We start from the raw sequence: 20,164 nt of genomic DNA on the forward strand, positions 1-20,164 counted from the left end.
AAACCCCTCCTCGTCAACGAGGAGTGGGTTTCATTCCGCAGTCAAACAGATAGCTGAATTCTTAATTTTTTGCCGCATTCGTAGACTCAAGAGTTGGCAACACTGAAGTATCAATCATGGGCACGGCAATCTCCACGGTTGTGCCCAGACCAGCTCCTGCACTTGATAGCGTAATGCTACCTCCCATCAGTTCCATTAAGTTCCGAGAAATTGCGAGTCCCAGACCTGTGCCGCCAAATTTCCGAGTCGTCGTGCCATCAATCATGACAAAGGGGCGAAAGAGCTTATGCTGTTGATTCGGATCAATACCAATCCCTGTATCGTGAACTGTTACAACAACACGCGCAGAAGGCACGAGACGCTCTTTGAGAGAGTTCGCAGTTCCTGTTAGAAGGCTTCGAGAAAGGTTAGAAGCTCCATTCGAGATGCTAGAGGCATCTTCTCCTCTAACTTCTTGCCCATTGCTCACAGATGCCGCCGCCTGGATTTTTGTTTGTTCTTCATGACTCACTGTCGCGGCTTGAGTGACCCCATTCGATAAATGAGAGCTAGGAGGGACAGAATTCCCCACTGCCTGTTCTTTGCCATAACTAGTCTCTATCCGGGTGGTAATCGTAACGCTGCCTTTTTCAGTAAATTTAGTCGCATTGCCAACCACATTTAGCAGCACCTGCTTGAGTTTTGCGGGGTCAGTACGAACAGGAATCGATTCTGGCAAATCTGGTGTATTAAACTGCAAACCTTTTTGCTGAATCGGAACAGCCTGTAAATCAATCACTTCCTTAAGCAACTTTCGCAGATCGACTGCCTCCATGACGACGGAAAGCTTACCCGCTTCAATTTTGGCAATATCCAGAACGTCATTGATGATTCCCAGGAGGTGAATCGCTGCATCATCCGCTCGCTGTAAGAAATCCATCTCTTCTTCGCGGTCATCGCAGCAGTCATCGCGTACCAGGCGAATGCAACCAATGATCGCATTCAAGGGAGTTCTTAGTTCGTGAGAAGTATTCGCTAGAAACTCATTTTTCAGCTGATTCGCTGCTTGTGCTTCTTTCCAGGCTGTTTCGATTTCTTCTGCCCATGCTTTCAGTCGCTCCACCATATTATCGAGGGCTTCCGATAATTGATTGAATTCCCGGATTTTGAAGTTTTGAGGAACTCGATCTGTAGAGTGAAAGTGCCCTTTCGACCCAGCGTAGTCTCTCAATTGCTCCAATGGCAGCGCCAGTTCGCGAGAGATATACAGCGTTGCCAGCAGGCTAGCGGCGATTAAGCCGAATGTCAGAATCACCAGCACCTGTTGAATTTCTTTTAGACCCGATAAGGCACTATCTAAGCGAGTGACGGCTAAGATAACCCACTGGCGATCCGGCTGGTTGCTAATCGGGCTGGGAATCGGGGTATACCCTGCGAGTAATTCCACACCGTTTTTCTCGAAAGAAAACAAGTGCAGAAAATCATTTCTACCCGCGATCGCGTTTTTCATGACCGTTTCGAGCCTTTCCCCATCTGCCTCCTGCTTAATATTTCTTCCAACTCGCTGGGTAATCGGATGCGCCAAAATGGTTCCATCCTGGTCAATCACCACTGGATAGCCACTCAGAGACCCTGGTTTGGCACGCTCTTGTTTCAGTAGAGCTGATTGGACACTCAGGGCATAACGCAGAGAACCCGTGCTGTCATAAACAGGCGCACTGAAAATCAATCTTAGTTGGCTTTTTGGGCTGGGTTGATTCTCTTTAACGGTTGAATTGGGTGGGGAGATGCCTGGAAGCAGCGATTTCACCTGCACCTTGGAAGTATCTAACAGTAATTCCTGTTGCTGCTGGGGCCAGTGACTTGCATCTAGCGTACTGATGGGTTTCTCCCCACAAGTGCTGGCAGCAATGTTTCCCGTCTCAACGTTGATGAGTTGAATGCACTGGACTTGCGTTGGCAATTGTTGGGCGAGTTGGTTTAAAAATTTTTGATGCGCTTCGGGCGATCGCGATTGCAGTACGACTGCTTCACTTGCAGTCACTAAGTTGGCAGAGAGCGCTTTAATTGACTCGCTCATGCTCTCTCCTTTTCTCACTGCACTTTCGGTAAGATTTTGGCGAGCGGTTTCCAGTATGCTAGATCGTGCTTTTCTGTAGGTTACATACACCCCCATCAGCAGTACCGGGACGCTCAAAAGCAAAATGCGTGACAGCAGGATGCGACGGAAGGAGGATTGACCCGGCTTAGCCATAGGACTTCTCTAATTTGAGGTGTAAAACCCAATAGCAAGAATTCTCAAAAATCACCCCATCAGAATGGGGGTATTGATTAGCCTACTTTTTTCTGGGTTAATCGTGTTGGTAGAGCGATACTGTTTGACAGATCCATTCCATCCTAGAACGGTTCCAGATCCTCGTATACTCTGGAAAGGTTGACTTTGTGGAATCTCTACACTAATTCCCGTAATATAAGCAATTCTTAAACTTTAATTAAATATTTGAGCGACCAGCAGCGATGACGGGATTTGTCTGGAAACGCCCTTCTACGACAGTTGTTTTGGCAATGAGTGCCGATGGCAAGATTGCGGATATTCGTCGCGATCGCGCCCGATTTTCGTCTCCAGCGGATCTGGCGCACCTGGAAAAACAGATTGCCCAAGCGGACGGAGTTTTATTTGGCGCGGGTACTCTCCGCGCTTACGGTACGACGCTGAGCGTCACGAATCCCGATTTGCTCCGCTGGCGACAACAGAGAGGGCGATCGCTCCAACCAGTCCAAATTGTTTGCTCTCAATCAGCCAATCTAGATCCGCAATGGCGCTTTTTTCGTCAACCCATACCTCGGTGGTTACTTACAGGAGAGGCAGGTGCCAAGCGCTGGCAAGGATGCTCAGAATTTGAGCGGGTTCTAGAAGTGGAGGCAACGACCGATGGAATTAGCTGGATTGCTGCTTTTCAACAGCTCTGGGAGCTAGGCTTGGAACATCTCGCTGTCCTAGGAGGTGGGGAACTCGTAGGTGCTTTAGTGGCGGCTGATTTAATCGATGAATTCTGGTTCACGGTTTGTCCGTTAATTTTAGGAGGAGCGACAGCACCGACGCCAGTAGAAGGTTCTGGATTTTTGGCAGATTTTGCACCTAGGCTGGAACTCTTGTCAGTCGAGTCGATTGAGCAAGAAGTTTTTCTACACTACCGGCGGCAGCGTTAGTTGAATTTGGTAATTGTAGATGAAAGTTGACAATTATTTGCACAATCTCTATTGCACGAACGAAACAGAAATGATGTTGAAAATCGCTCGGACACTCATTGTTAGGATTTATAAACTAATTTGACCCAGAAGAAGCGATCGCGCCTGTTTCGGCTGTGTACATCCCAGACAAGTGCGCGATCGCACACTTGCCTCAGATGACCTTGAGTAATTAGGCGCAGAGTATCAAACCTCCGTGTATAAAAATTGCTTCTCCGTTAATCCCTAGGAGCAATTTTTTGTCAGCGATTATAAAAAAAAGAAACTCAGCCAGGAACTTTCCTTTTGGGTAAACGTCAACTGCCAACCTCAATCCCTAACGAATGAAAAGGAATCCAAAGCGTTAGTAGCGACTGACACAATATTGTTGTAAAATTTCAGCAAGTATGGTGTGTTTTGAGGAGTTTTAGACCCGTGAAATCCCAGTGGAGAATAGAGAAAACAGCATCCTCAGCGCTAGTGTTTACAGCCTTTGGCTTACTAGCAGTTAGCCTCTCCCCGGCGATTGCAGCCACCGATATCGACCCAACCACAGCTGCTGAGGCAGTCCAGTCTTCAACTCAGGGATTCTCGACATCTACAGATTTAGCGACAGGAACGGATGTAACCAAGGCAAAAACGACAGCAAATTCGCTGGCGGCAGCTGCATCCGAGGGAACACTCGCATCGGCGAATGTACTGCCAGAACTAAAAGCATCGCAGACGGAATCGGCAGCAAGTTCGCCTAGTTTAGCGGCAACTCAAGAATCTGCCACTGCGGTAAATTTAACCCCCCCAACTGAAACAAGCCAGTTGCAACCGGCAGCTAGTTTACCAAAATTTTCGACTACAAAGTCTCCTATTTTGTCTGCTAGCCGTCGCAGCTTGGATACATCTTTCACTGCATCTGCAACAACAAAAGAGGCTCGCACTCTTGTAGACGCAGCAACTGTTAGCAATCCCAACACCCTGCAAGCTCAAGCGCTGCCCTCTGAAGAGGCTAGCGAACAAGTGCTTCCAGCGGGCGATCCTTTGGAAATGGGAAACCCAGAGGACATGGAAGCCAACCCATTGGATCAAGTCACCAATGTGTCCCAGTTGAGCGATGTGGAACCAAGCGACTGGGCTTACGAAGCATTGCGAAGTCTTGTAGAGCGTTACGGCTGTATTGCAGGCTATCCTGATGGCACTTTTCGCGGCAACCGGGCACTCAGTCGCTATGAATTTGCCGCAGGGGTAAATGCCTGTCTTCAGCAAATTGAGAAATTAATTGCCGCTAGTTCGGCTGATGCAGCTACCGAAGCGGATTTAGAAACCCTGCGACGACTCGTTGATGAGTTTGGGCCGGAACTGGCGACCCTACGGACGCGGGTAGATAATCTGGAAGGTCGTACCGCTTTCTTGGAAAGCCATCAGTTCTCAACCACGACGAAGCTATTTGGACAGGCAGTCGTCGGCGTTCAGGGACGCAATGAGAATGAATTTGAGTTGTTCCTGAACCGAAAATCAACTGGGAACCGATTAGAAGACCAGAATACAAATCCCAACGTTATTAGCAACGTCCAGTTAAGTTTGTTCACCCAGTTCAGTCCTCGCAGCCTGCTGCTGACTGGATTGCAAGCGGGTTCTGGAAATTCGGGACCTCGTTTGCTCAACAACGACATGGTCTTCTTGGGATATGAAGGAGACACTGGGAACGACATTGTACTGAGCGACCTCACTTATCGTCAGTTAATCGGTAATAATTTTGCCTTCATCATCGGTCCGGAAGGGGTCAACCCAGTGAACGTTTTCCGGGGAGCAAACCGCGTAGAAAGTGCCGGTCAAGGGCCGCTTTCCCGCTTTGCTCAACGCAACCCAATTATTAATACCGGGGGACGTGGAGGCTTAGGCTTTGACTGGCAAGTCAATCCACGGATCAGTTTACAAGGCGTCTACTCTGCCAGCAGACCCGCAGATGCTTTTCGTGGGGGTATCGGCGGTGGACAAGATGGAGAAACCGCAGCTGGCTTGCAGTTAGTCGTATCGCCGCTGAATACGCTTGATATTGCTCTGCAATACGTCAACTCCTACTCTCCGTTTGGAAGATTGGGGACTGGCGTTGGGGATGATTTGGTTCTCTTACCGACTCCGGCAGGCAGAGGACCGATTAATACGAATGCTTTTGGTGCCAGTTTAGAATTCCGAGCAACGCCCAACATTACAATTGGCGGTTGGGGCGGCTACACGACTTCTGACCCGCAAGGAATATCAGGAAATGTAGAGACATTCAATTGGATGGCTTACCTCAATTTCCCCGATCTGCTTGGTGAAGGCAACCTCGGCGGTATTTATGTCGGTCAGCCGCCCAAAATTACCAGTAGTGACCTGCCAATTGGAAGAAACTACCCTGATTTTATTAGTGAGGGTGGCTTTGGAGATGAAGGCGGTCAGCCAGGAAGTACAACTCACGTAGAAGCTTTCTACCGCTTCCGGGTTTCTGACAATATTACGGTCACGCCAGGGGTGATCGTATTATTTAATCCGCTTCACAACCAGGACAACGACACAATCACAATCGGTGCCATCCGAACCACTTTTACTTTCTAAAAGTGGGCTGAAAAGTAGCGATCGCTTTGTCAGGGAGATTTCTTCAGGGGTCTCCCTGATAACTTTATAAAAACATTACAACTAACTTCTTAAGTAATTTCAACGCAAACCTTGTAGCAATCGAAAATAGAACAATTTTTTAAGTGTATTTACGTATATAAAATTGGTAAATAACTTTACAAAAACTTTGCAAAAACCTGGGAACTCGTTGAGAAACCAGACAGTCATTTATCCAAACACGGGCACAAGCAAAGCTAAGCAAGTATGACCTAGTTCTACTTAATGCTAGTCACACTTGCCCTAATGCTTATTCAATCAGGATGCTGTTATTACTCTCTTCTAATACTTCTAGTTCTGAGCTTGCTCAGGATGAATGCTGAAGAAACTTATGATCCCCTGTTGACTATCGAATTGAGCTAGATTCTGCTACTTACCCTGTCCTCTACTCACTGATGGAGTCCTAACATGATTGCGAAATCAACCAAGTATGCTGTTTGTTTCGGTATCGCTGGAGGCTTGGCGATCGCTCTGGCTCCCACAGCTCACGCTCAGACGACTACGACTGCTGCTCCTACTACGACTTCTACTTCCGCTACAAGCACTCAATCTCAGTCGATTTCAATCACAGGCGGTCTGTTAGGAGGGCAAGCTGCCTTCTTTTCGCCTTTACAGTCACAGACTACTACTGGGACTACTGGTGGTACAAGTAGCCCGGTTTTGTTTGACGCTGCCGTCACCACACTGCAACTGCAAACAACTTCCGGTAACACCAGCTCTGCTCGCTTCGTACCCCAGGCAGCAGACTTCAAAGACGTCGGTGCTGGCAACATTGGTCGTCCTGGAAAAGATGACAAAGGTAGCTTAGTCGGTACCCTATCCGGTCTAGCCTTCACTTCTGGTGGCGCAGCTGTTCCCTTCTCGAACATCCCCACGAAACTAGACTTTACTCTGAATTCCTTTGCAAGCAGCGCTTTTTTGGGCGGTTCGCTGATTGCTCCTAAGGAGACAGGTTCGGCTCCGCTAGTTTTCCTGCCCGTTACAAACGTCAAACTATCTACTCAGTCTCAGGCTAACTACACTGCCAAATCTGGGGTTTTAGAAGTTGGTAATTTTGAGGGCAAACTCACTGCGGGCAATATTGGTTTGCCGACATCCCTGAAGTTCAATGGCGGCAGCTCTATTCCTCTTCCTCCATCTACTAGCTTGGGGCAAAAGACAAAATTTGAGCTAGAAGGTCAAGGATTCGGCACCTTAAGCAGCACTTTTTCCGATCAACCTAGTACAACAGGCGGCACCACAACAGGCGGCACCACAACAGGCGGCACCACAACAGGCGGCACCACAACAGGCGGCACCACAACAGGCGGCACCACAACAGGCGGCACCACAACAGGCGGCACCACAACAGGCGGCACCACAACAGGCGGCACCACAACAGGCGGCACCACAACAGGCGGAACTACGACCGCAACCGGCACGCAATCTGGTACTCAAACTCCCTGCGGTTGCGATACTGACACCGCAACTACAACCGATAGCGACGACTCACAAACAAGTAGTCAAATTACAACCGCTAGTGGCACCGGCACTGCCGACGCACAAACCTTTAGCAGCACTAACAAGGTAGCCTTCAGCAGCAATAATGCTCAAACCAAATTCAAAGTTGAAGGCGAAAAATTCAAGATTGAGGGCACCGGAGTTGGCACAGATATTAAACTCGGTGGTACTACTAAGCTTGAGCTGACAAATCCCAGCAGTTTTAGTAATTCTGCAATCAAGTTCAAAGTTACAGGCGAAGGGAATGGCATCACCACAATTAATGGCAACAGCACGGTTGGCTATCTAAGCGATAACAGCAAAACACAGTTTGAATTTGGGCAAGAAGGAGGGAGTGCCTTTAAATTAAAAGGTGAAAGTCAAGGTCGTACCCAATTCACTGTTGGTGCAGTTGCCAGCCAATTGGGTGGAACAAGTGGATACGATGTTAATACGAGCAATACCTCTTACCAGAGCAGCAGCAGCTCCTACTCGACAGGTGCAGGTGCAGCTACAGGCCAAAACACAGGGTTTGGTTCTAAAACAAGCTTGAGCTACAACCTCATCTTCCAAAATGGTGGTAACTTTAACAGCGTTATCGACAACTCTAGCGGCAGCTTCGGTGGTGGCAGCATAGGCACAGGAAGCAGCGGCGGCAACAGCGGCGGTGGTAGCTTCGGCGGTAGCACAGGTGGCAGCACAGGTGGTAGCACAGGCGGCGGCACCAGCACAGGTAGTACAGGTGGTAGCACAGGCGGTAGCACCAGCGGTAGCAGCGGCGGCAGCGGCGGCAGCACTAGCGCCGGGGGGAATGGCGGATCGCTTATCACCATTTACAACAGCACAACCTTCAATCTGATTTCTCTGTCTAATTCCTTCGTCCAGAGTTCCAATAAGGTCTACAACGTTGCTTCTACATCCAGTGGCCCTGTTGGAGTCTTTGTGGAGAAAGGTCGTGGCAAGAAAAGGTTACTGGTTGTGCGCCAAAATAGCCAGGGTCTGGCTCTCGGTACCTACAAGCAAAAGAAAGGTCGGGCAGTCGCAGCCTATCAGCAATTAGGACCAGAAAGCCGTTTGGGTTTTGGTTTGGTCGGTCTCCGTCAGATTTCGACCGAGGAGGTTTCTAATGTCGAAGGTGACGCTGGCGCTGAACAAACTTCTACCACAACGGAAACTCAAGGCACGACTTCAACCACCACTCCGTCTACTCCCGCAACTGTTGCACCGGGTGAGCCAGCTCCTACTACAAACACCTCTGAGGATGACGACGCCAACACATCGACTCCTGAAGTCGATGACGATGGTGATGATGATGATGATGCTGAAACATCAGCTCCTGAAGCCGATGATGATGGCGATGATGATGGCGATGATGATGGCGATGATGATGGCGATGACGATGACGCCAGCACCTCGACTACTACTCCGACAACAGGTGGTACAGAAGGCTTAAATGCTGCCCCATCCAGCGATACAACAGCCCCTGCTACTCAACAATAGTCACAACTCAAACAGATAGCGATCGCTATCTGTTTGAAGACAAAGGTTTAGCTCATGCTCCTGAAAGCAGGAAAATAGACCAACAACAAGGTGTTCTAGTTTGAGTTAGACAAATCGTGTAGCGATCGCCTCCAAGTCATGGACTGGAGGCGATTTTTTTGGCACGTATATCCACAAACAACAAACGGGGCGCACGTTCAACGTGCGCCCCGTTTCTAAACAATAAAACAGCTTATTTACTTACAATTCCCGACCACTGGACTTTTTTGAGCTTGTCCCGCCGGTAAGAGAAGAAACGGTCTGGTTCCTGGTAGGTACAGTGAGGCGCGATCGCGATCTGTTCGTTAGAAATTCCCAGTTGTTTCAGTTGCAGCTGGTTGACTCGCCGCACATCTAGTCGCACCCGTCCTGGTTGCGAATCTTCTAATAACGGTGAATGTGGCAACTGCTGCAAGGCATCAAGAATGGATTCTGTATCTTTGTGCGGATCTTTATCTGGTAAGATGCTGGCTCCTACTTCGGATGCGACATTCACAGACACCTGATAGACATCACCTGCGATCGCGGGACCCATCGCAATCAGCAGATTTTGGAGTTGACTGCCGGAAGCTAGGAAACGGGCGATCGCTTGGGGGACAATTCGGGTAGCAGTCCCGCGCCAACCCGCATGAATCGCTGCCACCTGTCCCGTCTGGGGGTCGGCAATTAAAACCGGCGTGCAATCGGCACTGCACACCCATGCTGCCTGCTGAACCTGCTCGCTGACAATCCCATCAGCGGGGGGTAGGGAGTCCCCCTCTTGACCCTCACGGGTTGCCGCTTCTATTTCGGAGGGCGTCATCACCCTATTGCCATGCACCTGTTTCACGCGATACACCTTAGCATCCGGCTGTAAAACGCTGACTAATTCTGCCGGAGAACGGGGCGAAAATTGTTGAGTAAAAAATCCGTGAGACCAGCGTTCTAGCAAGCTACAAGTTAGATAGGGCAATCCTTCCCAAGTCCGCCAGTGCCAGGTATTTATAGAAGTTTGTGATTCTCCTGCGCCCAGGTTCAAATTGGTGCGGGAAAGCATCGCCATTCGGAACTCCTGAAATATCGGTGACATTATGCTAACTTATGCTACGAATCAATTTGTTAGCAACCGTGGCATTCGATCGGCATTGTCTGGAAGCCTTTTTAGGGGATGTTTCTCTACCGCTTTCTTTCCATATCTTTGAGACTTTACCTTCCACAAATCAAACCCTTTGGGAACTGCTCGATCGAGGAGCAACACCGGGAACCGTTGTCATTGCCCTTCAGCAAACCGCTGGGCGGGGTCAGTGGGGACGCCAGTGGCAATCCAGTACAGGCGGACTTTACCTATCTATCGCGCTAGCTCCCGATTTAGTTGCAACCAATAGCGCTCATTTGACCCTATGCAGCGCTTGGGGAATTGCTACCACATTGCGGAGTTACGGCATCCCAGCGTTGATTAAATGGCCAAATGACCTAATCTTGTGCAAACGCAAATTAGGGGGCATTCTCACCGAAACTAGAGTGCAACAAGGACGGATTACCAAAGCCGTTGTGGGTGTGGGAATTAACTGGGCGAATCCAGTCCCGGAAACTGGCATCAATCTGGAATCCTTTTTGCAGCAGCAGCCAATCGAAGCGAATGCCTTACACGCACGGTTCGCTAACGCCTTGGAAAGATTAGCGGCAATAACTTTGCAGGGTATTTTATCCGGATATCGACACGTTTCCCTAGAAGGAATAGACGCCCTACTTCCCGCTTACGTGGAGCTTCTCAGTTGCAAGGGGTGTTCTGTCATCGTAGACGGACGCGCTGGAGTCATTGTGGGTGTCGCATCCACCGGCGAACTTCAAGTCCGCTTGAACTCTTTAGCAGATGCCGAGGAAATCTGCCTCAAGCCCGGTACAATCAGTCTTGGCTACGATCAGTAATTTTACACAAGCTCTGGAAGTGAAAATGGATGGGGTAGAGACGATAGCCATGTCTTTATACCAAAAACACTAACCAGTATGACCCTATAGAGTGAGTGAGATGAGGAGTGATTCGGAAATGAGCCAGCGAAACCACCCTAGTTGTACTCCGTTTGGTCTGTTTTGCCGCCGTCCCCTGGTGCAGGGACTCAGTTGGATTGGAGGTCTTGGTGTCCTCAGCAGCGGTTTTGTTTGGGCACAAAGCGATCCAAGCATAGACACAATAGGCACGCCTACCACTCAAGAGGCACCGCCTACTGTAAAAATGGAGATTAACCCCCGGAAAGGGACTGAGCGGACTGTTGTTCGTCGCCGTTCAGCTTCAGCACCAGAACCAGAACCAGAGCCAAATTTTGTACGCCGTCGCTCGGCTCCAGCCGCAGAGAACGCTTCATCGAGTGTCCGTCGCCGCCGCTTGGCTCGTCAGCGTGCGTTAGAGACAACATCTGTCCGTCGTCGCCGTTCAGCTCCAGAACCTGCTGTTGTCCGTCGCCGTTCGCTTCCAGTATCAGCGCCAGAGACATCGGTCGCCGTTCCAAAAAGAGCAAAACTTGCTCCTCCTAGGTTGGTGGAGCCAAACACGATTTCTTATGTGAAGCCGCCCAAGCTTAGACCAAGCAAAGCCCAAAAAAGTGGGATGAGTTCCAGCGACTACAACAATAGCTATATCGATCCGACTGACTATAGTGTTGGTGCAACGGGTGGAGCCAAGGAGCCGATTCGTTCTTACGATGAACCACCTGCCGTTGTACTCTCGGAACGGTCAACAGGATGTCAAAGAGTCTTGCAAAGCGGGCAAGGTTTATCTGGTGGAACCTGTGGTGTTGCACGGATACCGTCTAGGAACACCAACCGTCTACGGGAAACTGCTAGATTAACCTACCCGACCAGAAGCCGTAGGGAGTACGCAAGTGACACAGACGTACCGGAAGCATTACGGACCTCTGGGTTGGCGAATCGTAGAGTCAGCCGCGCCCGTTTGGCGGTAAACCAGCCAGAACGGGAGATCCGTCAGCAAATCTTGGTTGCCTCTGCAAGTCCTGTTGGAATTGACCCGATTCGCGATCGCCCTCAAGGCATTCGCTCAATTAACCGTCGTCGCTCCAGGTCTTTGGGTTCCTCTGCCGTTACTCGAGCGACGGCGATCGCTGCTAATAACGTTGGCAGCAGCCAAAGCTCTATTCCATTCAATGTGCCCGAATACAAAGCCCCGATTCCGACCATTTTCCGGGGCTTGGCTAACGGCAATACCAGCTTAATATTCCCACTGGCGATTCCTGCGCCAATTACCTCGCTTTTCGGGTGGCGGACGCATCCGATTTCCGGCACTCGCCGGTTCCATGCAGGTACTGACTTAGGGGCACCTCTGGGTACACCCGTTCTGGCAGCTTTTGCGGGGAAGGTTGCGATCGCTGACTGGATGGGCGGCTATGGTCAAGCTGTTGTCCTCAAACACAACGAAACCCAAGAAACTCTCTATGCTCACCTGTCGGAAATTTTGGTTCAACCCGGTCAACAGATCGAACAAGGAACCGTGATTGGGCGGGTTGGTAGTACCGGCAATTCTACAGGTCCCCACCTTCACTTTGAAATCCGCCAGCTAACGCAAGAAGGCTGGATGGCGGTGGACTCAGATGCCTACTTGGAATATGGTCTGGCGCAAATGATCAAAGCTTTGCAAACCGCCCATTCCGCTCCTTCCGTTCCATCAGCGTCATCGGCTCCGTTAACCCCGCAACCAGGCAGCTAAGAATTAAAAATTAAAAATTCATCTTTTTTAATTTTTGATTTCTAAAGATACCCGTGTTCTACCAAGAAAGCGGGTGTAATTCCATCCATCCCGATCGTAGCGGGTGCATTCTGCTCAGATGTTCGTGCTGGATAACGCAGAAATTTTTCCACGTACTTGCCCAGAATATCTCCTTCCAAATTCACCAAACTGCCAGTCTGTAAATAAGGTAGGTTTGTCTCGGCATAAGTATGAGGAATCACCGCCACCTTAAACCAACTTCCATCAGGGTCGCAATCTGCCACCGTCAGACTCACCCCATTAACGGCAATACTGCCTTTGGGGATAATGTACCGAGCAATCTGGCGTTGCTCCCCATCCTCTGCTGCCGGTATCTCAAAGCGCATTTCCCAGGAAGTAGCAGTTTGTACCGACTCTTGCAGACAGCCGATTCCGTCTATATGACCTGTCACAAAATGTCCTCCTAGCTTGCTGCCAACCCGGAGAGAGGTTTCTAAATTCACGTATGCGGCGGCTTGTTCTCGCTGTCCTAAGGTGGTGCGACTGAGAGTTTCCGGAGAAGCGGTTGCCACAAAGCCTTGAGGCGAAATTTCCTCTACCGTCAGACAAACGCCATCCACCGCCACACTATCGCCAATCGCTAAATCTGACAGTATCAGCTGACAAGTATCTCCCACGCAGGAAAGCCCAAAACGGTCTTCTCCCAGAGAATTAATAGTTCCTAGAGCTTGAATTAATCCGGTAAACACTGTTTTTAAGTGAAATTAGGTAAATAACGGTCATTGGCAAACGGTCGTCGCTCATGATTCAGTGAAAAAACCGAAAAACAACTTGCTTTTAGATGTAATTAATCGGATTTCGACCTACTGATAACTGATAGCGAACAACCAGCGAAGGGATGAAGGCAATCGGTCTATATTTTTTAGTAAAATCTCCAGCGAATCGTTCTAAGACTGAGGCATACTGGGAGATACAGCTTTGTTGATCCCAACTTAACCAAGTCTTCATAGCTGGTTGTACCTTCGCTTGGTAAGGTGATTAGAACCGCAAGCGTGTTTGTTAAACCCCACTACCTCCAGTACCAGTTTATAGCTTTGCTTTATCCCCCCCGACGCCTACCGTGTTCTAGAGGCCAAGCTGATGATTGAAATGAAAGTCGCTGGAATTGCATTAGATGCCGTGACGCGCAGCCCGATTGTGTTGCTCAAAGATGCCTCGGAGCGACGAGCCTTGCCAATCTATATTGGGCAAGATCAGGCAAAGGCAATTATCAGCGCTTTGGAAAAACAAACCCCTCCCCGTCCCCTGACTCATGACCTCCTGGTGAATATCCTGGACGTTTGGAATATGACCTTAGAGCGGATCATTATTCACTCGCTTCAGGACAATACCTTTTATGCGATCTTGAGTGTCCGGCAGGGTGAGGTAAAAAAGGAGATTGATGCTCGGCCTAGTGATGCGATCGCGATCGCCATCCGCACTGGCAGTCCGATTTGGGTGATGGAAGAAGTCATTGCTGATGCTTCTATCCCTGTCGATCGCGATGCCGATGAGGCAGAACGCCGAGCCTTCCGTGATTTTGTATCGAAGCTTCGACCGGAAGATTTGATCCAGCGAGGAGGCTCCAGCACGGAATCATAGCACACCAAGGGCAAACGTAAAAAGACAAAAGCCAAAAGCAAGAAAATGAACTTTTTACTTGGGCGATCGCGGCTGTCTCTTGCTCTTTCTTTTTACTTTTTATGCGTTATCGGCGGTTTGGAAAAACAAATTTACCGCTTTCAGTGTTTTCTTGCGGGACGATGCGCTGTCTGGCTTCCTTTGAAGATGCCTACCAGACGGTGCATCAAGCCGTTGCTTGTGGAATTAATCACTTAGAAACCGCGAGGGGTTACGGCAAAAGCGAAGAATATCTCGGTGCCGCTTTAGCCGCAGGATTGCCCCAGTCGCGAGAACAGCTTTATATCACTACCAAACTTCCCCCAAGCAGTGACGCCGATACGATGCGTCGGTGGATTGATGAGTCGCTCTTGAACCTCCAGACTGATTTTGTGGATTGTCTGGCGATTCATGGCCTTAACACCTGGGAACATTTAAACTGGGTGCAAGCGGATGGAGGTTGTATGCAGGCCGTGCAGGAAGCCGTGGCAGATGGCAGAGTTCGTCACGTTGGCTTCTCCACCCACGGGCCGCTGGATGTGATTCTAGCGGCGATTAACACCAATTTATTTGAATTCGTCAACCTGCATTATTATTACTTTTTCCAGCGCCATGCCCCGGCGGTTGAGTTAGCCAACCAAAAGGATATGGGAATTTTTATTATTTCACCAGCGGATAAGGGGGGGCTACTCTACACGCCACCGGAAACGCTTCAACATCTGTGCCATCCCTTTTCACCCCTAGAACTAAATTATCGGTTTCTGTTGAGCGATCGCCGCGTTACCACCCTCAGTGTTGGCCCAGCGAACCCCAGCGAATTGACGGAATGTTTAGCGGTTGCTGAGCGCGATGAACCGCTGAAACCGGAGGAAATTGCTGTTTTCGACCGCTTACAAGCTCATTTAGGCGCAATCTCTCCAGATTTATGTAGTCAATGCTACGCTTGTCTGCCCTGTCCAGAAAACATCAATATTCCAGAAATATTGCGCCTGCGTAATTTAGCGGTTGCCTATGACATGACAGCGTATGGTCAATACCGCTACCGAATGTTTGAAAATGCCGGTCACTGGTTTCCGGGGATGAAAGGCGATCGCTGCACTGACTGTGGTGACTGTCTGCCCCGATGCCCTCAACATTTAGACATTCCAGCGCTTTTGCGTGATTCTCACCAGCGTCTGAATGGACAACCTAGGCGTCGGCTTTGGGAATAATCGTAACGGTAGTTGCGTAAAGATAGTTGCGTGAACAGATTTTAAGGCAACCAGGATGTATGGACAGGGTATTTGTGCCCTTGCCTGATGCTGTTATCACTCCGACGATGAACAGTATCTCTAGCTTATTGGTTTAAGTTTTACACCTATCTAAAGATATATACTTGTTAAGATGTTTAGTGATCTGGATTACCGACACATTGATTTATGTAAAATAGCTTAAAAAAGAATTTTGCTAATCCATTGGTTAAGGTTGGTTTAAAGTTTGACTTTGAGAAGGTGGGCTTTGAATATTCCATAACTATATTTGGTAGTCATGAAAAATCAGCTTACCTCTACAGAAAATCTAGTTCGCAGAATTGTATCTATTTATATATTAATTAGCATTATTTATATTGTTTCTGGGAATGAAATACTTAATTTACTGAGCAAGAATTTAGCGTTTTTAATCCAGTTAGAGACGCTGAAAGAGTGGGGATTTATTCTATCTATTAGCGGGTTGTTGTATGTTCTAATTCGCGCTGGCTTACAATTGCAACAATCCGAACAGAATTATCGCCGTATCTTTGAGAACACTGTTGAGGGAATTTATCAAGTTACGGACGATGGACGCTATATGAATGCGAATCCAGCGCTGGCACGCATTTATGGCTACAACTCACCGAATGAACTTATTGGCAATCTTCATTGGCACGCGAGCAATTTGGAGTTGTACCAGTTACTCCAAAAAACTGATGCCGTAACGGGATTTGAATCTCAGGTTAATCGCTCCGACGGCAGTTGCATTTGGATTTCTTCTAATGCCCGTGCTGTGCGCGATCGCAGTGGCAAGCTACTTTACTACGAAGGCACCGTTGAAGACATTACCAGCCGTAGGCAAACAGAGCAAGCACTGTTCGACAGTAAGGAACAATATCGCGTTATCTCAGAACTGACCTCTGAGTTTACCTATTGCCTAACAGTTGCCCCTGACGGTCAAATGACAACCGAATGGGTGTCAGAGACCTTTTTGCGAGTTAGCGGTTACACGTTCGCGGAAATTATCACTCTTGATGGCTGGCGGCGGCTTATTCATCCCGACGACTGGTTAAAAGTTCAGCAAAACTTTCTCAACCTAGTTTCTGGTTCCTCTGAGATTAGCGAACACCGGATCGTGACCCGTAGCGGTGAAGTTCGATGGTTACGAAATTATGCGCGATCGCAATGGGATGAGCAAAAACAAAGAGTGATTCGGATTTTGGGGGAATTGCAAGATATCACAGACTGCAAAGCCGCTGAAGCGTTACTTCAGCGAAGTGCTGGCGAGATTAATCAAATTTTTAATATGCTGCCCAGTTTTGTCTGGAAGTTCTGCCCTGCAACCACCCAGTTTATCCATGCCAGCGAGATCCTAACCGAACTCAGCGGCATTTCTACACAGGCATTTTTTGAGAATTATCAAGTTTGGGACGATCGAGTCGATTTAGGGCATGAATCCCAAGAAGCAATTCGGATAGCTTGGGAAGCAATTACCAAAGGCGAACCCTATCAGGTTGTTTATCTTTTTCACACTCTTCATAGAGGCGATCGCTGGTTTGAAATTACAGCGAGACCTGCCATAGAGGATGGCGTTCTCTATTACTACGGTAGTACCGCAGACATCAGCGAAAGGCAACGGCAGACGATGTTATGCAAGCAGGCAGAAACAGCCTTACGGCAAGCAAATGAAGCGTTAGAAATCCGAGTCCAAGAGCGTACTGTTGAGCTAGAAGATGTTGTCCAGGCACTCCAAGCAGAGATTGCCGAACGCAAGCTCGCTCAAGAAACCTTAAAGCATTATCAATTGCTATCGGAACATGCCCGTGACATTGTTTTGTTTATTGGGAATCAAGGGCAAATTATCGAAGCGAATCAGGCGGCAATTCAGGCATACGGTTACGAACGCGAAGAGATTGTTGCCTTAAACATTCAGGACTTGCGAGATCCTCCAACTCATACAGCGATCGCTCAACAACTGGAGCAAGCAGAACAGCGAGGCATCTTATTTACTACCACTCACCGCCGCAAAGATGGCAGCACTTTTCCAGTGGAAGTCAGTTCCCAAAGCTGGGTAATTGACAATCAAAGAGTTTTATTAAGTATTATTCGGGATATCAGCGAAAGCCTCCGGCACGTCACGCTACGCAAACTGGCAGAGGAGGCATTGCAAAAAAGCGAGGAACGGTTCCGCAATTTGCTGGAAACTACCAGCGATTGGGTATGGGAGGTAGATGAGAATGCTGTTTACATTTACACAAGTCCCAAAGTGCGCGACATCTTAGGTTACGAACCTGAAGAAGTTTTGGGAAAAACGCCCTTTGACTTAATGCCGCCGGAAGAAGCCTTCCGGATTGCGAACACTTTTGGGCCAATTGCTGCCCAAGCAATACCATTCTCTTGCCTAGAAAATATCAACATCCACAAAAACGGTCATCGAGTTGTTCTAGAAACCAGTGGCGTCCCAGTTTTTGATAGCTCTGGGAAATTTTGTGGCTATCGCGGTATAGATCGGGACATTACCGAACGCAAACAATCTGAAGAAGCTCTGAGGGAAAGTGAAGAGCGATTCCGAACAATTTTTGAAAGAGAAGCGATGGGTGTCGTCCTGACCACTTTAGAGGGGCGGCTTTTGGCAAGTAATCCCAAGTTTCGGGAAATTTTAGGTTATAGCGAACAAGAACTACAAGGGATGCTTTTCAGTGAGTTGGCGCATCCAGATGACGCCATGCAAGACCGGGAACTTTACCAAGAGTTAATGGCTGGAAAGCAGGATTCTTACCATTTGGAAAAGCGCTATATCTGCAAGGATGGTCATGTGGCTTGGGGCTACTTGACCGTTTCTTTGATTCGCAGTCCCAGCGGTGCCCCCCAATTTAGCACTGCCACCATTCAAGACATTACCGAACGCAAGCAGATAGAAGCAGCGCTACGGGAATCGGAAGAGCGTTTCCGCCAATTAGCGAAAAATATTCCGCAAGTTTTCTGGATGACGACTCCCGATGAGAAACAAATGCTCTATATCAGTCCCCCTTACGAGCATGTATGGGGGCAAACTTGCGAAAGCCTTTATCAGCAGCCTGAATCTTGGCTGGATTCTATTTATCCAGAAGATCGGCAGTCGGTGATAGATGGGCTTGAAAAACGCCAGCAAGAAGTGGACGACTACGAATATCGGATTATCCGCCCGGATGGGACGATTCGCTGGATACGCGATCGCTCTTTTCCAGTTCGGGACGAGACAGGGCAAGTCTATCGAATTGCCGGAATTGCAGAGGATATTAGCGATCGCAAGCGAACGGAGGAGGAGGTTTATTTTCTGCAAACCATGACCCAAGCTATTTTTGAGTCTCCAGACTTTCACTCAGCGCTATTCGTAGCACTCCAGAAAGTGTGTGAAGCCACTGGCTGGGATTTTGGGGAAGCCTGGATTCCACAATCCGACAACAGCGTTCTCGAATGCAGTCGAGGTTGGTATAGCCGTGCCACTTGTCTAGAGGAATTCCGGCAAGGAGGCGAGAACTTGACCTTTGCACCAGGGATTGGGTTACCCGGTCGTGTCTGGGTCTCAAAACAACCAGAGTGGCAACGAGATGTTTCCGGTGAGTCGCATCAAGTTTATTTCAGGGTAAATTTGGCAATGAAAATTGGATTAAAAGCCGCTTTAGGAATTCCAATTATTGCTGATGATACTGTTTTGGCTGTCCTTGTGTTTTATATGTTTGAATCTTGCGAACAAGACGAACGACTCATCGAACTGATTTCCGCTTCAACTGAATTGGGATTATTCATGCAGCGCAAGCGAGCAGAAGAAGAAATTCGCAATGCTTTGGAAAAAGAAAAGGAACTGCACGAACTAAAATCCCGTTTTGTTTCTATGACTTCTCACGAATTTCGTACCCCGTTATCGACTATTTTGTTTTCGGCTGGATTGCTTGAAAATTACGGCTTTAAATGGACAGAAGAGAAGAAAAGGATTCATCTGCATCGAATTAAAACTGCTGTTCAACGGATGGACGGGATGTTAGATGAAGTGTTGCTTATTGGCAAAAATGAAGCTGGCAAGACAGAGTTTAACCCTGCCGCGATAGAGCTAGAAACATTCTGCCAAGACCTTGTAGCAGAAATGCAACTAACAGCAGGCGATCGCCATTCCCTAATTTTCTCAAGTCAGGGAGAATGTCTCGCAGCTTGCATTGATGAAAAACTGCTGCGCCACATCCTCAGCAATTTACTCTCAAATGCTATCAAATATACCCCAGGGGGGGGTATTATAAAATGCGAACTTAGCTGCCACAATGGGGAAGCCATCTTCCAAATTAAAGATCGAGGAATTGGCATTCCTCCACAAGATCGGCAACGATTGTTTGAAACCTTCCATAGAGCTTCTAATGTTGGCAATATTCCTGGAACTGGCTTAGGATTAGCGATTATTAAAAACTTTGTAGACTTACACAAAGGCAAAATCACCGTAGAAAGTGAAGTCGGAGTGGGTACAACCTTTACGATTAAGTTACCGTTGAGCGGGGATTGTTAAGCTTCAGGGGCTAGTTTTAACCCGTTATAGCAAGGATTTTAATAACGGTATCTTTATATACCAAACTTAGAAAAAATCTTCCTCTACATTCTTTTCCTGTCTTCGCTGATTTTTTCATTCTAGGCGGCTTGACCGTTACCTAGGTTCGATTAATAAGGTTAGTTACTATAGGAA

12 protein-coding genes are annotated in these 20,164 nt (G+C 48.4%); 8 read left to right on the forward strand and 4 right to left on the reverse strand.

Annotated elements, in window-relative coordinates:
- Positions 1 to 61 precede the first annotated feature (61 nt).
- Entirely contained in the window at positions 62 to 2,233 is a 2,172-nt protein-coding gene (locus NC997_RS12880; protein WP_190527821.1) for a sensor histidine kinase, read from the reverse strand.
- Positions 2,234 to 2,496: 263 nt separating this feature from the next.
- On the opposite strand from NC997_RS12880, the gene NC997_RS12885 reads away from it, so the two are divergent.
- The 3 genes from NC997_RS12885 (at position 2,497) to NC997_RS12895 (ending at position 8,832) form a co-directional block, all read left to right on the forward strand.
- Complete coding sequence (locus tag NC997_RS12885; protein WP_190429670.1) at positions 2,497 to 3,189, forward strand: RibD family protein; 693 nt, start codon at positions 2,497 to 2,499, stop codon at positions 3,187 to 3,189.
- A gap of 453 nt (positions 3,190 to 3,642) precedes the next feature.
- On the forward strand, positions 3,643 to 5,796 hold the full coding sequence (locus NC997_RS12890; protein WP_347276115.1) for an iron uptake porin: 2,154 nt from the start codon (positions 3,643 to 3,645) through the stop codon (positions 5,794 to 5,796).
- 465 nt (positions 5,797 to 6,261) lie between these two features.
- Positions 6,262 to 8,832 (forward strand): hypothetical protein, encoded by a 2,571-nt coding sequence (locus tag NC997_RS12895; RefSeq protein ID WP_190527824.1) that lies wholly within the window; start codon positions 6,262 to 6,264, stop codon positions 8,830 to 8,832.
- A 232-nt stretch (positions 8,833 to 9,064) separates the two neighbouring features.
- Here the strand turns inward: NC997_RS12895 and pgeF are convergent, their stop codons facing one another.
- Positions 9,065 to 9,856, reverse strand: a complete 792-nt coding sequence (gene pgeF / locus NC997_RS12900; RefSeq protein ID WP_190429690.1) for a peptidoglycan editing factor PgeF — start codon at positions 9,854 to 9,856, stop codon at positions 9,065 to 9,067.
- A gap of 95 nt (positions 9,857 to 9,951) precedes the next feature.
- Between pgeF and NC997_RS12905 the strand changes: the two genes are divergently transcribed.
- Together NC997_RS12905 and NC997_RS12910 are read left to right on the forward strand one after the other, a co-directional pair.
- On the forward strand, positions 9,952 to 10,779 hold the full coding sequence (locus tag NC997_RS12905; RefSeq protein WP_190527825.1) for a biotin--[acetyl-CoA-carboxylase] ligase: 828 nt from the start codon (positions 9,952 to 9,954) through the stop codon (positions 10,777 to 10,779).
- Between the two features lie 118 nt (positions 10,780 to 10,897).
- Positions 10,898 to 12,568, forward strand: a complete 1,671-nt coding sequence (locus tag NC997_RS12910) for a M23 family metallopeptidase (protein ID WP_242031384.1) — start codon at positions 10,898 to 10,900, stop codon at positions 12,566 to 12,568.
- Positions 12,569 to 12,609: 41 nt separating this feature from the next.
- Here NC997_RS12910 and NC997_RS12915 read toward each other — a convergent pair whose 3' ends face one another.
- Together NC997_RS12915 and NC997_RS12920 are read right to left on the reverse strand one after the other, a co-directional pair.
- Positions 12,610 to 13,317: a riboflavin synthase gene (locus NC997_RS12915; protein ID WP_190527827.1), complete on the reverse strand. Its 708-nt coding sequence runs from the start codon at positions 13,315 to 13,317 to the stop codon at positions 12,610 to 12,612.
- Positions 13,318 to 13,405: 88 nt separating this feature from the next.
- A complete protein-coding gene (locus tag NC997_RS12920; RefSeq protein WP_190439813.1) occupies positions 13,406 to 13,576 on the reverse strand; it encodes a hypothetical protein in 171 nt (56 codons plus the stop codon).
- Positions 13,577 to 13,708: 132 nt separating this feature from the next.
- Between NC997_RS12920 and NC997_RS12925 the strand changes: the two genes are divergently transcribed.
- From NC997_RS12925 to NC997_RS12935, 3 genes are all read left to right on the forward strand, one after another.
- The gene (locus NC997_RS12925; protein WP_190412793.1) at positions 13,709 to 14,209 is read left to right on the forward strand and encodes a bifunctional nuclease family protein; all 501 of its coding nucleotides are present in this window, start codon (positions 13,709 to 13,711) and stop codon (positions 14,207 to 14,209) included.
- Positions 14,210 to 14,310: 101 nt separating this feature from the next.
- A complete protein-coding gene (locus NC997_RS12930; protein WP_190527829.1) occupies positions 14,311 to 15,438 on the forward strand; it encodes an aldo/keto reductase in 1,128 nt (375 codons plus the stop codon).
- A gap of 316 nt (positions 15,439 to 15,754) precedes the next feature.
- Positions 15,755 to 19,990 carry a PAS domain S-box protein gene (locus NC997_RS12935; RefSeq protein WP_190527832.1) on the forward strand — a complete coding sequence of 1,412 codons (4,236 nt, stop codon included), beginning with the start codon at positions 15,755 to 15,757 and terminating at the stop codon, positions 19,988 to 19,990.
- Positions 19,991 to 20,164: the final 174 nt, after the last annotated feature.

This window comes from Trichocoleus sp. DQ-A2 (assembly GCF_039961915.1).
In the GTDB taxonomy this organism is placed as follows: domain Bacteria; phylum Cyanobacteriota; class Cyanobacteriia; order Cyanobacteriales; family FACHB-T130; genus FACHB-T130.

Excerpts from the sequence above, each read along its gene's own strand:
- NC997_RS12935 (WP_190527832.1), top strand. The coding sequence starts at position 15,755 with ATGAAAAATCAGCTTACCTCTACAGAAAATCTAGTTCGCAGAATTGTA.
- NC997_RS12885 (WP_190429670.1), top strand. The coding sequence starts at position 2,497 with ATGACGGGATTTGTCTGGAAACGCCCTTCTACGACAGTTGTTTTGGCA.
- NC997_RS12880 (WP_190527821.1), bottom strand. The coding sequence starts at position 2,233 with ATGGCTAAGCCGGGTCAATCCTCCTTCCGTCGCATCCTGCTGTCACGC.
- NC997_RS12895 (WP_190527824.1), top strand. The coding sequence starts at position 6,262 with ATGATTGCGAAATCAACCAAGTATGCTGTTTGTTTCGGTATCGCTGGA.
- NC997_RS12930 (WP_190527829.1), top strand. The coding sequence starts at position 14,311 with ATGCGTTATCGGCGGTTTGGAAAAACAAATTTACCGCTTTCAGTGTTT.
- NC997_RS12905 (WP_190527825.1), top strand. The coding sequence starts at position 9,952 with ATGCTACGAATCAATTTGTTAGCAACCGTGGCATTCGATCGGCATTGT.
- NC997_RS12920 (WP_190439813.1), bottom strand. The coding sequence starts at position 13,576 with ATGAAGACTTGGTTAAGTTGGGATCAACAAAGCTGTATCTCCCAGTAT.
- NC997_RS12925 (WP_190412793.1), top strand. The coding sequence starts at position 13,709 with ATGATTGAAATGAAAGTCGCTGGAATTGCATTAGATGCCGTGACGCGC.
- NC997_RS12910 (WP_242031384.1), top strand. The coding sequence starts at position 10,898 with ATGAGCCAGCGAAACCACCCTAGTTGTACTCCGTTTGGTCTGTTTTGC.